Below are 14775 nucleotides of genomic sequence, written 5' to 3' on the forward strand. Positions count from 1 at the left end.
AAATGGCCTCCTGAAAATCCGGAAGCCATTTATGCATCAGGGGCAGAAACGAACGTTTGCAGCGGATATTAGCTGCCTGCTCCTGCTTCTCCTCCATTACAGTAGCGAGAGAGGGAGTTGAACCCTCGACCTCCGGGTTATGAATCCGACGCTCTAACCATCTGAGCTACCTCGCCATTTACTTTCCGGATACGGAATCCTGAACCAATGCACCATCCGCGATCAAATTTGCCAGCGGATAATGTATGGTTCGTTCATCAACGGCTTGAATTAAAGGCTGCAAATATAAGCATTGAATTTTGTTGCGTGCAATGCAAAATAACAATGCAAACTGAACTTCATCTACAGAAGAACTGACAGCGGTTATATGCATGACACATCAGCTGATGGCCGAAGCCGTGAACGCTGCATGAAATATTGATTAAACCGCTGTTAGCATATTATATAAGGCGGGCGGGCTGCCCTTGAATGATTTTCCTATTTTTGCGCGTCTAATTTTCTTTCATGGAAGTACTATCACACCGGATCAACAGGCTGGCAGAATCAGAGACTTTGCAAATGGCGAAGCTGAGCCGGGAACTAAGGAGTAAAGGTTACGATATCATTGACCTCAGCCTGGGTGAGCCGGATTTTCAGACGCCGAAACATATCGGCGATGCAGCAAAGAAGGCGATTGACGATGGTTTTACAAAATATCCGCCCGTGGCTGGTTACCTTGATTTGCGACAGGCGATATCTGAAAAATTCAGGCGCGACAATGATCTCCATTTTGCCCCCGATCAGATTGTTGTAAGCACCGGCGCCAAACAATCTATTGCCAATGTGATGATGGCCATGCTCGATCCGGGCGATGAGGTGATCCTGCCCAGCCCTTATTGGGTCAGCTATCGCGAAATCATCAAGCTGGGAGAAGGCACCATGGTGCTGATTCCTTCCACCGTTGAAAATAACTTTAAAATCACGCCCGGCGAGCTGGAAGAAGCAATCAGTCCGCGCACAAAAATTTTCTGCTTTTCATCTCCCTGCAATCCTTCCGGCACGGTGTATACCAAAGAGGAACTGAAAGCTTTTGCTGATGTCTTTGCCAGGCATCCGGGCATCTTCATTATCTCTGACGAAATCTATGAGCACATCAACTTCACAGGCCATCATGAAAGCATCGCACAGTTTGAATCGATGAAAGGACGTGTGGTGGTGGTGAATGGCTGCTCGAAAGCCTATGCGATGACGGGGTGGAGATTGGGTTACATCGGTGCACCGCTTTGGCTGGCAAAAGCCTGTGAAAAAATGCAGGGACAGATTACTTCCGGCGCCAGTTCAATATCGCAGCGCGCTGCACTGGCAGCCATCACCAGCGACCAGTCGGCTGCAGATAATATGGCAGCAGCTTTTCACAAGCGGCGCGACCTGGTACTGAGGTTGCTGGCTGATATTCCCGGCATCGTTGCCAATAAACCGGATGGTGCATTTTATGTTTTTCCGGATGTGAGTTATTTCTTCGGCAAATCGAATGGCGAACAGATCATCATGAATGGCGATGACTTCTGCAACTATCTTATCTATCATGCCCATGTAACGCTGGTGCCGGGTACCGCATTCGGAAACGAAAATTGCGTGCGCCTTTCCTATGCCACCTCAGAAGATCAACTGACGGAAGCACTGAAAAGAATAAAAGATGCATTGCAAAAATTGACTTGAAAGGCACCATAATAAAACTTCATTGAACTTAGAAAAAGTCATAGCACAGTTTAAAGGTTGCAGGATAGTTGTGGTCGGCGATGTGATGCTCGATGTGTATCTGCGCGGCAGTGTTCAACGCATCTCTCCCGAAGCGCCTGTGCCGGTAGTTACTGTGGAAGAAAAAGAGGAACGCCCGGGCGGTGCAGCCAATGTTGCGTTGAACCTGCGGTCATTAGGCGCAGTACCGCTGCTATGTGCTGTCACTGGAAATGATGATGCCGCGCAATCCATTCGACGTATCCTGAAAAATAACGGTATGGCAACGGAAGGCCTGCTTGCTTCGCCAACGAGAGTTACCTCGGTAAAAACAAGAGTGCTCAGCAGGAATCAGCAGATGCTGCGATATGATACGGAGATAACGGACGAACTGAATGCAGACCTTGAGAAAAAACTGATCGCTAAAGTTTCTGAGATTATCAACAGGCATAAACCTGCCGCACTCATCTTTGAAGATTACAATAAAGGTGTGCTTACCGAAAAAGTAATTACTCAAATCATTAAACTGTGCAGGGCGAAAAAAATAATTACAGCCGTAGATCCGAAAAAGAAAAATTTTTTCGCTTATAAAGATATCGACCTCTTTAAACCTAACCTGCGGGAAATCAGGGAGGCGTTTAACGCAGATATCAGTAAAATCAATAAAGCTACGCTTACTGCCGTCTCAGATAAATTGAGAAAAAAGTTGTCAAACCGGATTACCCTCATCACGCTTTCAGAGATGGGTATCTTCTTTCACAGCGACAGGGAAGCAGGCATTTTTCCGGCGCATCAGCGCAATATCGCCGATGTATCGGGAGCAGGCGATACAGTAATTGCCGTGATGACCCTCTGCCTCGCTGCAGGCATTTCATTGCCCCATGCAGCCAGCCTTGCCAATATTGCCGGCGGGCTTGTTTGTGAGTATCCGGGAGTAGTTCCCGTTACAGCCGGCATGTTACTGAATGAAGCATAAAAGCAGCAGATTAAATTTTTTCTCCGCTCTTTATGAAGGCATGTGCAGAACCACCGAATTTTCCGTTTCTACCTGTCCGTAATTATAAAATGCCTGCCTTTCATTTCTGTATTGTTAATACGGCATTCCGTTACTGAATCTTTTCTGTTATTTTTCCGCCACTATAATTTCATTCTCATTCATGACGGTATCAAAGAAAAATACGCCTGTAACAAAAAATGATTCGAAGCTTTCGCTGGTGATTCCCTGTTACAATGAAGAACAGCGGATCCCGCAGCTGGTAAGCGGCCTTCAGGAATTTGTGAAAAGAGGCATCATGAGTTATGAGATTATCATCGTGGATGATGGCAGCACCGATGGTACCGTTCAGGCCATACAATCGAATGATTTTTTGAAGCATCAGCTGGAATCAGGGAAATGCATACTCATCAGGCAGGAGAAAAACCAGGGCAAAGGCGCTGCATTAAAGCAGGGAGTTGCGGCAGCAACCGGCACGCATGTATTAACCCTTGATGCAGACATGTCGTGCCGCCCGGTTGAAATAGAAAAGTGGCTTTCTATCAGCCATAATAAACTGCCGGTTGATGAAATCATGATTGCCTCACGTGAACATGAGCAATCCAAAATAACAGAAGTATCATCGCGTAGATGGACCGGCAGAATATTTAATTTCTGCGTAAGACTGCTTACGCCGCTCAGCCACCGCGACACGCAATGCGGATTCAAACTCTATCCTGCAGATATTGCCAAAGAACTCTTTGCCATGCAACGTTCCACCGGCTGGGCACACGATGTGGAACTTTTATATCATGCCAGGCAAAAGAATATTGCCGTGAACGATATGCCCGTGAAATGGGATGCGCAGTCAGGAAGCAAAATTTCCCCCCTCAAAGATTCAATGCCGATGTTTTTAAGTGTGCTCGCTGTTTCCATCCGGCTGAAATGGGAATATTATATCACCATGCCGCTGGCACTGATCACCAAAAAGAATATTTCAGCCGGCGATACGGAAAAGCAGGATGCGATATTCAGAATGCTGTTCGCGGTTGCGACAGTGCTGCTGTTTTTTATCATGGCCACACTCAGCTTTCAGTTTGGCATCACCGGTGATGAAAGAGTGCAAAAAGATTATGGCGAAAAAGTGCTTGACTATTTTACCACTTTGGGTAAAGACAAAGCTGCTTTGGAGTTTAAGAACCTCTACTTCTACGGTGGTTTCTTCGATATGCTGTGTGCTGCCGCCAACCGGTATATCGGCATCCTTGATCCTTATGATATGCGGCACCTGCTTAACGCCGTGTTCGGATTCCTGATGATCTTTTTTGCCGCGTTGATTGCACAAAGGCTTGGCAATTGGCGAAGTGGCTTTATTGCACTGGTGCTGTTGTCCGTTTCACCACAACTGTTCGGGCAATCTATGAATAACCCCAAAGACATTCCTTTTGCCGCCGCTTACGCCTTTTCCATATACCAGTTCTTCAAATGGATAACTGAGCTGCCCAAGCCTTCCATCCGCACCTTAATCTATGCTTCGCTGGGTATTGCTGTTGCCATTGGTATCCGGGTAGGCGGCCTCATACTCGTAGGAATCCTGCTCGTCTTCCTTGTTACGGAATGGCTGTTCAACAAAAGTGTACGTGAAAAAATCATGCAGCAGGGAGCCTTCCTGCGGCTTGTCAAACATGTTATGCTGGTTTCGGCGGCAGGATATTTTGGCGCTCTCCTGTTCTGGCCCTATGGACTGGAAGCACCTTTCACCAATCCTTTTAAAGCATTGAGGGAAATGCAGAATTTTTCCACCACCATCAGGATACTCTTTGCCGGGAAGCATATCATGTCGAACGAAGTACCGTGGAACTACATACCTACCTGGATCTCCATTACCACGCCGCTGATCATTCTTTTTCCGGCAATCCTGATGGTCGCAGCAAGCTTTTTTACGAGGAAGATCTTACGGTGGGAGCACATCATGCTGCTGACTTTTGCCATAGTCTTTCCATGGGCTTATGCAGTGTATAAAAAATCTTCTCTGTATGACGGGCTACGTCATTTCCTCTTTATTGTTCCGCTGCTCACGGTACTGGCAGCGCTGTTCTTTGAGGTGTTGTTCCGGGCTGCAAAAAATAAGTTGTTGACGGGCGTTACAGCGCTGGCATTGGTCGCCGGAGTTGCGCTCCCACTCTCGTGGTCAATCAAAAATCATCCGAATGAATATTGCTATTTCAATGAATTCACCGGAGGCATCAATGGTGCCTATGGAAATTATGAAACAGATTATTGGATGAACAGTATCCGCGAGACAAGCGAATGGTTTCATCAACAGAACGATTTGATGGGCGGACAAAAGAAAATTACGGTGGCAACCAACTGCATTGAACCTGTTAAATATTACTTCAGAAATGATACAGCCCGTGTGAACGTGATTTATGTGCGGTATTATTCACGTGCGTCCAAAGACTGGGACTATGGCATTTTCTATTCCCGTTTCATCGATCAGTCGCAATTGAAAAACAAATCGTGGCCCAACACACATACTATCTATACGGCAAAAGCTGACAATGTACCCTTGAGCATTGTGGTAGAGAGAAAAGACAAATCCGATTTCTATGCAGTAGCGGCAATGGACAGTAAGAATTTTGCCGCGGCTGATTCGCTCTACTCACTTGCTGTAAAGTATGATCCTAAAAATGAAGAAGCATTGGCCGGTCTCGGCACTGCGCAGTTGCAATTGAATGATCCGCAGAAGGCTATTCAGTCCATCACACAATCGCTGCAGATCTATCCGGCTAATTTCACGGCGCTAAGCCTGCTTGGACTTGCTTATGCCCAGGCAGGTAAAACGGAACAGGCGATTCAGTTACTGAATCAGTCGCTTCAATCCAATCCCAATAATCCGCAGGCTTATTATTATCTCGGGTTGATATACCAGCAGAAAGGCGACAATGCAACAGCACAACGGTATTTCGATGTGGTAAAACAGTTTCAACAGGCTGGGCAATAAAATAACCGCAACATCATTCAAACGTCATCTAACAAAACAGCATACTTCCTGTCATGGATCTGAAAGAACTGGAGAGCGGCGTAAATCCTAAAGTACACTGGTACTACCAGTCAAAAAAGATCCCGCTGATTAAGTATATCAAAAAGGTTTACAAAGAGGCGAATGTTCCGCTCACCATTGTTGATGTTGGATCGGGTTCCGGCTTTTTCATGTATGAATTACTGGAACAGGTGCCTTCGATGATTGCTAAAATTTATCTTGTTGATATCGGTTACAACGATGAAGAGATTGCCGCTACCACAAATCAGGTTGTGGAGAAAACCCGTTCACTTCCACCGGTTATTCAAAATGCTGTGGTGGTGATGATGGATGTGCTCGAACACCTTGAAGATGCGCATGGCATGCTTCGGGCTATTAAGAAAAATGCGGCAGGTGACTACAATCATTTCTTTATTACTGTGCCGGCATTCATGAGCCTGTGGTCGGGGCATGATGTTTATCTCGGGCATTACCGCCGTTACACCTCCCGGTCTTTACGCAACCTATTAACTGATTGCGCTTATCAAAGGCAAAGTATCTACTATATCTATGGCAGCATATTTCCGTTGGTATGGCTTGCCAGGAGATTTTCTTCTAAGACCGGAAAGCCGGAATCTGATATGAAACCTTCAGGTCGGCTGGTGAATGCTTTATTGAAAACCATCTGCACCATAGAAATGCCTGTCCGCCGCGCGAATCTGCTGGCCGGTGTATCCGTTGTTGGCGAGGGAAAGATCTGAAAGCAGCAGGTACCACATGATTTGTATGAACAACAAATTCAAACAGCTTTCTGTAATCATAGCTGCTTCTTACAGTCGGAAGAAACAACCCTTTGCAAGCAGCGATAGCAAACACCTTGCTGCTCAATGAATGAAGTATTCATCATGCTACCTGATATCTTGTTATTCCTGATAAAAACAGATGCGTAACTATGATGCATGTTCATTACGTCACGACAATAAAAACACGGCAAATTTATAAGCTGAATTCCTGCTGGATTTATCCACAGAATAAGCCACACAGCACAACGTGTAAATGCACGGTGCAGGAAGGAAGGTGAATTTTTTTCCTGAAGTAATTACTTTCATACACTGATTCTTACACCGATGGCTCTTATTCAAATCAAATTCATTTCGTAATCATGGCACAACTGCATCCACAAACATTCAGGTTTCTTTCCGGGCTGAAGAAAAACAACAACAAGGAATGGTTTGAAAAAAATCGTCCGCTTTATGAAGCTATTAGGGCAGATTTCGTTACGGTGACAGGCGAGATCATCCAGGAAATCGCACGTTTTGATCCGTCAATTGCACAACTTGATGCGAAGAAATGCCTTTTCAGAATCAACAGGGATATTCGTTTTTCACCCAATAAGGCGCCTTATAAAATAAACATAAGCGCAGTAATGGCGAAAGGTGGAAAAAATGCGCCTACCGCCGGGTATTATGTACATGTACAGCCCGGTGAATGTTTTGCCGGCGGCGGCATCTGGATGCCTGATGCGGAACAATTGCGTAAAATTCGCCAGGAAATAGACTATAATTTCAATGACTTTAAGAAGATCGTGACTGCCAAATCTTTCCGGAAGAGCTTTGGAAGCATCGACACAGCGGCAAAACTTGCCCGACCACCCAAAAACTATTTACCTGAAAATCCGGCCATCGAATACCTGAAACTGAAGAGCTTTGTTGCCGGCGCATCACTTGGTGATGAGGAAGTGCTTACTAAAAATTTTGTTAAACGCGTTTCCTCCTGTTTCAAAGAAATGTATCCATTTATCAGCTTCCTCAACAAAGCCGTTGAATAGCGGGACCATTGTATTAACCATGAAACGGTGCTATCTGCTCATTCAATTCATCATGAACAGTAAGTATCGCAAAACCAGTAATCTGGAAATTCAGGCTGAAGGTCATTTCCTGAATATGGCTCTTGTATTATCACTGTTTTAGCAGGAATGCTGCATTTTATGCACTTTTAGTCGTCAAAAAAAATAAAAACCAACCTTAATGGCAGTCAATCTTCAATAAATCAGCCTTAATGGCATATAACTTCCGGTGGTATGTGCATTGCTAAGGAGGGCATCAAATCAAAAACTCTAAAGCTATGACACTCGTAAAATTCAAAAATGACATTCATCCGTTTCAGAAATGGGTGAACGAAACCTTAGATGCATTCAACCGCGATGACTTTGCTACATTAACCGACAACCGCACCTTTGGTTACCTGCCTCCGGTAAATGTTAAAGAAAGCAAAGATCAGTTTCAGATCGAACTGATGGCACCCGGCAGGAATAAGGCTGATTTCAACATCACCCTGGAAAAAGACATGCTGACCATCTCCAACAAGATGGAACGCAATGAAGAAGATTCCAATGATAAATGGACGCGCAGGGAATACAGTTTTGCAGCTTTCACCCGCACCTTCAGTTTACCGGATTCAGCTGACGGCTCAAAGATTAATGCTGAATATGTGGATGGTGTTTTAAAAGTGACCATCGGTAAAAAGGAACAGGCAATCGATAAAGGCGCGATTGAAATCAAGATTTCTTAAGCAGAAAGTTGGGGGTGTTTTACAGGCGATCCGTCTCACGGGTCGCCTTTTTTATTGTAGCATGGTTGCATCTGCAAAAGATGGCCAATAACATGTTTATGACTGGCATCCGCCGTTCCGTTTGCCTTTACCGGTTTATGCACGTATAAATTGATGGCAACCGTCCATTAGTTGCACAATTGATTTGAATGATTATATTACAAACACACTTTTTGATTCTATTACAATCATTCAAAAACAATGTACTCACTCATGAAAGCACAATCCATCAGCAAGACCGCAATTCACGAACAACCTGTTCTGTTGCCGGAAGAAATCTCCATGCATCCGAAAGCAGTTCTAAAAGCAGAGCATGATGCAATAACGCCTTACCGTTTAGGCCCGGTATTTTATGCAGGCCGCTCCCCTTTCAAAATAAGGGTGATGATACTCACTTGCTTTGCGGTGGCTGAAGATCATGCCGGAGAAGACGGCTCTTACATCACTTATGTAGGTTACAAGAAAGAAGCAGATCAGGAATTTGACTTTGATGAAATGATTCCGAGCACCAATGAGGAAGATGCATGGAAGACGCATTCTAAGGCCTGCGATTTTTTTGGAAATTCACCACTCTTTGTACCTGCTGCTACCTGATGTATCAGCCAGCTGATAAAGTTTAATCAGCATTTCATCCTGCACTTGATGATGGAGAAGCCGGGAATTTCAGGAACATTCTTCCTTAAAGCAAGGTCATTAAACTGCCAATTATCTATGCACCTCCGCAGAAAAATTGAATAACACACCAACCGTCAACTGTTTTAGTCCGTCGTTAAAATACTTACTGCTTTGAAATGCAAAATGCAGGCAGCGTGATTTGTTCCTTTAGTTAAATATCGAAGCTGTTACAAACGGTGGCCGAAAGAACCATCGAAATAAAACCCGATAACACCTTTTCGTGTTTTGTCGAAGCCCGGAAAGAATTCATCTTCATCAAGGTTGTCTTGGTCTTATTTGTTGTATGCTGCTGTAACATTTGAGGCATGAATCCGACTTATTGTAACACAAACAATAATCAATCACCCAAAAAAAGCAGCTTATGAAAAACTCTTCAGCTTCCAGGATCGCAACAACCGGCATCATGCTGTGTATGTTGCTTCTTTCATCACTTAACTATGCAGTGGTTGCCGCTGTCAAAAGACCATCATCCGATATCAGTGCCAGTATCCCGGAACAATGGAAAAGCAATATCATAAAAGAGCAAAATGGAGCGGTCACTTCCTTTTCCCTGGTGAACGGCAATTCAGCACCTGTGTTTCTGTTTTCGGTAACACAGATTGCAGAGCAGGAATGGATAAAAATGAAAACGCAGATGCCGGAAATCAAAATCATTCAGCATAAGGATGGAATGATCTATTACAGCTATAAAAATCCAAAGGAAAAAATCAAAGGTGTTAACAGCAGCTTATACAGCCAGGTCTATCCTTACCTTGATCAGATGATCAGCAGCGTGCAGATCAACTGATCCGACACCACCATAAAAGATCTACGGCAGAAAAATATCTTTCTTTTTGTGTACTGCAGCCGTTTGTTTACCAATGGCTGCAGTATTTTTTATCCTGGTAATAAAAATGCACTTCATCAGGTGAATCATATTTTTTGAGCCCTCTGATTTTATTTGAAGTTGTGTTTTCATCCATTGTTTTACACAGTGCTCTTCGTGAGTCTCTCTGTGTTCTTTGTGTTTGACTTCTCTTTATGTATTGATCATTTCAACCGCAAAGGACACGAAGGATTGCGCAATGATCACAAAGTGCTATTGGCAGTTCGTTTCAACCCATCAGTTGAACTTGCAAATAAGCCTGTTAATTCCGGATGACGAGTGTGCCGGCAATGATATCATGCAAGCCCTGTTTCTTTTCAGTGAAGATGATCATGACGTAGCCGATACCAAACATCAATCCGGATAATATTTTGGCAAAGTAGCGGCCGGTGGCATTCAGGAATGAAATCCTGTTCCCGTTCATATCAGTGACTTTTATGCCGGCTGCCAGTTTTCCGAGTGTGGCCTGCCGCGAAGATGATTCCATCAAAGCATAATATAACCAGCTAATAGCAACTGCTATCACGATAAAGGTGGAATAGGCCGCAATCAAACCCGCGATCAGCGCAAACTTTGCCCCGTCATCAAGGTTTTCAAAGTTGGAGAGGTCGGTGACCCTGCTCATGCCGAAGACACTGATGCCGAAGATAGCCAGCATGGGCAGAATCACCACAAAACTGATGAAACCCACAACGAGCCGGTCGATGAAATATGCTACAAAACGAAGGAGGAATCCGGCATGATTGACCGGTAAAGCTGTATTGCCTTGCACGTTATGTGTGTCGATGATTTCCATGAGTATTTGGTTTTATGGAAACAAGATACACTTTACCGCGTTGCCTTCAATGGGTACTTATGCAGCCGGTCTCTGTTATTTCACTTCGAGGAGTTCAACATCAAACACCACCACAGCATTGGCTGGTATAGCACCCTGTGAGCGGCTGCCCCAGGCGAGTGAAGAAGGAATGATCAGCGTACCGCTGCCACCGACATTCAGCAAGGCAATTCCTTCATCAAAACCCTTTATCATCTGACCTGCGCCGAGCTTAAATGACAATGGAGTATGTCCGGGACTTAACGATGAATCGAATACCTTTCCATCGAGGAATTTACCGGTATAATTCACCGAAACTGTTTTGCCGGCTTCGGCTTTGGCACCTTCGCCCTGTTTATCGATTACATAGTATAATCCGCTGGGAGATTTTTGGGCTTTCAGGCCTTTGGAGGCCAGATAGTTCTCAATGATCGTGACATCCTTTTCCGATTGTGCTTTTGTTTCTTCCGCTTTCTTCCTGTCGTATTCATCTTTGGTCATCATGGATAATACGTTCACATGAATCTTTACAAACTCACCCGGTTTTGCAAAAGGTGGCATTTCCTGTCCCTTATATGCTGAATCCGACTGCATCAGGAATATAGCGCTGTCGCCTTCACCTAACAAGGTAAAGCCCTCCATTGGATCACCATTAAAAGTAGGCGGGCTGATAGTGAATTGCACAGGCCCCATCTCTTCCTGGTAAGTTGAAAACAACACTGAATCCTTTTGGGTAAGGTATTCCAGATTCATTTTGATGATGTCGCCCTGTTTGCCTTTTGGCTTTTTGCCATCCACAATAATTTTATAATACAAGCCGCGTGTGGTCCGCTGATAACCATCTGTAAGTTTGCTCTGCGAGAAAGCAGTAGTGCTTACCAGCAACAGCACTGCAAGACCGGCAACACCTGATTTCATACTCATTTTAGATTTGGCTTTTTAGCTTTTAAATGATAACCCAGCAGATTATGCTGATTGTTTAAATTAATTGACCATGCAAACGAGGTGTCAGTTATTTCACTTCAACCAGGTGAATGTCGAATTCAAGTGGCGAATTAGGCGGAATATTTGGTCCGTTGCCCTGTTCTCCATAGCCAAGAGGTGATGGTATCAGCAATTTACCTTTGCCGCCTGCTTTAAAATATGGTATGCCTTTATCCCAACCTGCGATTACCGAGGCTTTACCAATCTGAAACTGATAGGGTTGTCCGCCGGGACGCATGGATGAATCAAAAACATTACCATTCAGCAGCCTTCCTGTGTAATCAACCCGTACCACGCTTCCATCAACAGGCTGCTTACCCGTGCCTTCTGTTTCCATCACTACATAAATTCCATCCGGTGTCTTGATGCCTTTCATACCTTTCTGTGTCATATAATCTTCTATAATCTTTTGTTCCAGTTTGAGCTGACTGGCAGATTGTTCCAGCATCATCTTGTTATAGTCATCCTGTGAAAGCACTTCATCTACCGTAATATCCAGCTTCATAAAATCACCTGACTTCAAAAATACAGGCGGATTTCCCTTGAAGATAAGGTTAACAGGCACCTTGCAGGAAACACTGTCACCGGCGCCCATCATAGCCAGCACCTCCAGCGGATCGCCTTTAAACTTTGGCGAGTCAACCATGCTATAGAGCGGGATATTTTTATCTCTTGTACTGAGAAACAGAGAGTCATTCATCTTCCTCCAATAAACATTGTATTTGATCACCTGTCCTATCTTAGCTTTCGGCTGTTGCTTGTCTGTGATGATTTTATATTCCAGCTCGTTGGGGCTTTTTTTATAGTCGCTCTGCTCCGAGCAGGAAACTATGGCCACAGTGACTGACAGCAACACAAGTAACGAGGTAATTTTATTCATGTTTATGGTCTGTTGAGTTGATTTTTGAGGGGCGCTAAGATAGAAATTAATTTTTCGCGGGTCTCAGCGACAGTAAACGCTGAACGTCCACCGGCTGCATTTTTATGGCCACCGCCTGAAAAGTTAATATGTGCCAGGTCATTCACATCAAAGGTGCCCTTGGAACGGAATGACAGCTTTACTTCATCAGGGCGTTGTATGATTAATGCAGAAAGCCTGATGCCTTTGATCCATAGCGGATAGTTTACCACGCCTTCGGTATCGCCCGACTGAATGTGAAACTTTTTGAGGTCGGCTGTCTCCAGGCAGATGATGCCTGTCTTCAGTTCTTTAATGATCTCGAGTTTTTCACGAATGCAGTACCCAAAGAACCGGAGCCTGTTTTCAGTAAATGTTTCGTACACCTCTTCATAGATCTTAGTGTGATTGATACCCAGTTCCAGTAATGCTGCTGCAATACGATGTACTGACGGAGATGTGGTGGGAATACGAAAACGGTCGGTATCCGTGAGGATGCCTGTATAGATACAAGTGGCAATATCTTTTGTAATCAGTTGCTTATCGTTGAAGCTGCAGATAAAATCAAACAGCAACTCCGCGGTTGAACAGGCCGCGGTATCCCAAAACATATAACTGGCAAATTCATCCGGTTCCAGGTGATGGTCAATGAGCACCTTCGCGGCGGCAGACACTTCAATCAGTTTGCCCAGCTCTTCAAGCCGGTAGAGTTTATTAAAGTCAAGGCAAAAAATAACCTCAGCCGATTCAACGAGCTGTTTTGAGCGGAGCGGTTCCTTTTCATAGATCACCACCTCTTTATTGCCCGGTAGCCAGCTGAGAAAATCAGGATACTCTGTTGGCGAGATAACGGTGGGTGAATGCCCTTTTAACAGTAGATAATGATACAAAGCCAGCGATGATCCCATGGCATCTCCGTCCGGGCGCTGGTGTGTGGTGATGATAATCTTACGTGGAACTGAAAGCAGTAGATTCAGTTCATCAGGCTGGTTCATTCAAAAAAAGCTGCGCGAAGGTCAGTAAAATTTATTTGCTGCCAAAATATTACTGTTAACGCCGGAAGTTTACTTTTGCCGCCAATCTATCAGAAAAAACCAATCACAAATGAAAGGCAACAGAACCCTGACCATCATAAAACCTGATGCGGTACAAAACGGCAATGCTGGCAACATCATCCAGAAAATTACGGATGCCGGATTTAAGATTGTGGCTATGAAATATACCCATCTTACCGCTGCACAGGCCGGCAAATTTTATGAGGTACACAGTGCAAGGCCATTTTACAACGACCTGGTGACATTCATGACTTCCGGACCCGTGATTCCGATGATTCTTGAGAAGGAAAATGCCGTGGAAGACTTCAGAACACTGATTGGCGCTACCAATCCTGCCAACGCAGCAGAAGGAACCATCCGTAAAGCCTATGCTGAATCTGTTGAACGCAATGCTGTTCACGGCTCCGATTCTGATGAGAATGCGGCTACGGAAGGCAGCTTTTTCTTTTCAGCACTTGAGCGGTTCTGAGTGAATCATTACCATGTTATAAGTCAGGCTGAATAATGAAAGTTGGGCATGAACTTAAGAATATAGCTACAGCATAACCGCTGCTTGCTGACTTATTAGAAGCTATCTTAAAATACCTGGATTCATCCTGTCATGATTGATCGGGAACAGCATCTCTTCTATTCATTGACGGATGCCGAAATAAATTCGGCACGACAGCATTGATTGCCTGTTTTGAGATGACTGCTAATATTGTCCCGTGCCAAGCAATACCAGGGTACAGGCTTCTGTCACTTTAATTCCATTGTCTTCCGCCAGCTTTGCCAACTCTTCATTTTCTGTGCCCGGGTTAAAGATGATCCGTTCAGGATGCAGGCTTAGGATATACTCATAGTACTGTTGCTGTCTTTTCGGATTCAGGTATAAAGTAACTGTGTCAACATTTTCTACCACAGGATGATCTGTTACTATAGGCACGCCTGCCACTTCCCCCTGTCGTATTCCAATTGGCAGCACTTTATGGCCATGCTGTACAAGCCGGTTCACAGCAAGATAAGCATACCTTGAAGGGTCAGCAGAAGCGCCGAGCAGCACGGTAAATTTTTTCTCAGTATCCATTTGGTTGTGTTACCGGTTAAATTTACAATTTCCTTTATTCATGCATTAGTTATCGCGCATATGGCCACTTAGCCTTCCCACTCATATAGCGGCATTT

Annotated in this window: 14 protein-coding genes and 1 tRNA gene; 9 read left to right on the plus strand and 6 right to left on the minus strand. The window is 44.6% G+C overall.

Features of this window, described 5'->3' with window-relative positions; all coding sequences use genetic code 11:
- Positions 1-102 precede the first annotated feature (102 nt).
- Positions 103-176, minus strand: a tRNA-Met gene (locus K1X61_04185).
- A gap of 382 nt (positions 177-558) precedes the next feature.
- Between K1X61_04185 and K1X61_04190 the strand changes: the two genes are divergently transcribed.
- The 8 genes from K1X61_04190 to K1X61_04225 all read left to right on the plus strand — a co-directional run bounded on the left by K1X61_04190 (position 559) and on the right by K1X61_04225 (position 9783).
- Positions 559-1698 carry a pyridoxal phosphate-dependent aminotransferase gene (locus K1X61_04190; GenBank protein ID MBX7107829.1) on the plus strand — a complete coding sequence of 380 codons (1140 nt, stop codon included), beginning with the start codon at positions 559-561 and terminating at the stop codon, positions 1696-1698.
- A 22-nt stretch (positions 1699-1720) separates the two neighbouring features.
- Positions 1721-2692, plus strand: a complete 972-nt coding sequence (locus tag K1X61_04195) for a carbohydrate kinase (GenBank protein ID MBX7107830.1) — start codon at positions 1721-1723, stop codon at positions 2690-2692.
- A gap of 181 nt (positions 2693-2873) precedes the next feature.
- Complete coding sequence (locus K1X61_04200; GenBank protein ID MBX7107831.1) at positions 2874-5693, plus strand: glycosyltransferase; 2820 nt, start codon at positions 2874-2876, stop codon at positions 5691-5693.
- A gap of 53 nt (positions 5694-5746) precedes the next feature.
- Positions 5747-6472: a class I SAM-dependent methyltransferase gene (locus K1X61_04205; protein MBX7107832.1), complete on the plus strand. Its 726-nt coding sequence runs from the start codon at positions 5747-5749 to the stop codon at positions 6470-6472.
- A gap of 401 nt (positions 6473-6873) precedes the next feature.
- Entirely contained in the window at positions 6874-7539 is a 666-nt protein-coding gene (locus K1X61_04210) for a DUF2461 domain-containing protein (GenBank protein MBX7107833.1), read from the plus strand.
- A gap of 296 nt (positions 7540-7835) precedes the next feature.
- Positions 7836-8282 (plus strand): Hsp20/alpha crystallin family protein, encoded by a 447-nt coding sequence (locus K1X61_04215; GenBank protein MBX7107834.1) that lies wholly within the window; start codon positions 7836-7838, stop codon positions 8280-8282.
- A 252-nt stretch (positions 8283-8534) separates the two neighbouring features.
- A complete protein-coding gene (locus K1X61_04220; GenBank protein MBX7107835.1) occupies positions 8535-8915 on the plus strand; it encodes a hypothetical protein in 381 nt (126 codons plus the stop codon).
- 442 nt (positions 8916-9357) lie between these two features.
- Entirely contained in the window at positions 9358-9783 is a 426-nt protein-coding gene (locus tag K1X61_04225) for a hypothetical protein (protein MBX7107836.1), read from the plus strand.
- Positions 9784-10123: 340 nt separating this feature from the next.
- Here K1X61_04225 and K1X61_04230 read toward each other — a convergent pair whose 3' ends face one another.
- The 4 genes from K1X61_04230 to K1X61_04245 form a co-directional block, all read right to left on the minus strand.
- Positions 10124-10657 carry an RDD family protein gene (locus K1X61_04230; protein ID MBX7107837.1) on the minus strand — a complete coding sequence of 178 codons (534 nt, stop codon included), beginning with the start codon at positions 10655-10657 and terminating at the stop codon, positions 10124-10126.
- Between the two features lie 75 nt (positions 10658-10732).
- Positions 10733-11593: an FKBP-type peptidyl-prolyl cis-trans isomerase gene (locus K1X61_04235; GenBank protein ID MBX7107838.1), complete on the minus strand. Its 861-nt coding sequence runs from the start codon at positions 11591-11593 to the stop codon at positions 10733-10735.
- 94 nt (positions 11594-11687) lie between these two features.
- Positions 11688-12539 (minus strand): FKBP-type peptidyl-prolyl cis-trans isomerase, encoded by an 852-nt coding sequence (locus K1X61_04240; GenBank protein ID MBX7107839.1) that lies wholly within the window; start codon positions 12537-12539, stop codon positions 11688-11690.
- A 2-nt stretch (positions 12540-12541) separates the two neighbouring features.
- Positions 12542-13552, minus strand: coding sequence for a DHH family phosphoesterase (locus tag K1X61_04245; protein MBX7107840.1), 1011 nt, complete (start codon positions 13550-13552; stop codon positions 12542-12544).
- Positions 13553-13661: 109 nt separating this feature from the next.
- Between K1X61_04245 and K1X61_04250 the strand changes: the two genes are divergently transcribed.
- Positions 13662-14081 carry a nucleoside-diphosphate kinase gene (locus K1X61_04250; protein MBX7107841.1) on the plus strand — a complete coding sequence of 140 codons (420 nt, stop codon included), beginning with the start codon at positions 13662-13664 and terminating at the stop codon, positions 14079-14081.
- 225 nt (positions 14082-14306) lie between these two features.
- On the opposite strand, the gene K1X61_04255 is transcribed toward K1X61_04250, so the two are convergent.
- A complete protein-coding gene (locus K1X61_04255) occupies positions 14307-14678 on the minus strand; it encodes a CoA-binding protein (protein MBX7107842.1) in 372 nt (123 codons plus the stop codon).
- Positions 14679-14775: the final 97 nt, after the last annotated feature.

The sequence above is a fragment of the Chitinophagales bacterium genome, assembly GCA_019694975.1.
Taxonomy (GTDB): Bacteria; Bacteroidota; Bacteroidia; order Chitinophagales; family UBA10324; genus JACCZZ01.

Excerpts from the sequence above, each read along its gene's own strand:
- K1X61_04190 (MBX7107829.1), top strand. The coding sequence starts at position 559 with ATGGCGAAGCTGAGCCGGGAACTAAGGAGTAAAGGTTACGATATCATT.
- K1X61_04200 (MBX7107831.1), top strand. The coding sequence starts at position 2,874 with ATGACGGTATCAAAGAAAAATACGCCTGTAACAAAAAATGATTCGAAG.
- K1X61_04205 (MBX7107832.1), top strand. The coding sequence starts at position 5,747 with ATGGATCTGAAAGAACTGGAGAGCGGCGTAAATCCTAAAGTACACTGG.
- K1X61_04210 (MBX7107833.1), top strand. The coding sequence starts at position 6,874 with ATGGCACAACTGCATCCACAAACATTCAGGTTTCTTTCCGGGCTGAAG.
- K1X61_04215 (MBX7107834.1), top strand. The coding sequence starts at position 7,836 with ATGACACTCGTAAAATTCAAAAATGACATTCATCCGTTTCAGAAATGG.
- K1X61_04220 (MBX7107835.1), top strand. The coding sequence starts at position 8,535 with ATGAAAGCACAATCCATCAGCAAGACCGCAATTCACGAACAACCTGTT.
- K1X61_04225 (MBX7107836.1), top strand. The coding sequence starts at position 9,358 with ATGAAAAACTCTTCAGCTTCCAGGATCGCAACAACCGGCATCATGCTG.
- K1X61_04230 (MBX7107837.1), bottom strand. The coding sequence starts at position 10,657 with ATGGAAATCATCGACACACATAACGTGCAAGGCAATACAGCTTTACCG.
- K1X61_04235 (MBX7107838.1), bottom strand. The coding sequence starts at position 11,593 with ATGAAATCAGGTGTTGCCGGTCTTGCAGTGCTGTTGCTGGTAAGCACT.
- K1X61_04240 (MBX7107839.1), bottom strand. The coding sequence starts at position 12,539 with ATGAATAAAATTACCTCGTTACTTGTGTTGCTGTCAGTCACTGTGGCC.
- K1X61_04245 (MBX7107840.1), bottom strand. The coding sequence starts at position 13,552 with ATGAACCAGCCTGATGAACTGAATCTACTGCTTTCAGTTCCACGTAAG.
- K1X61_04250 (MBX7107841.1), top strand. The coding sequence starts at position 13,662 with ATGAAAGGCAACAGAACCCTGACCATCATAAAACCTGATGCGGTACAA.
- K1X61_04255 (MBX7107842.1), bottom strand. The coding sequence starts at position 14,678 with ATGGATACTGAGAAAAAATTTACCGTGCTGCTCGGCGCTTCTGCTGAC.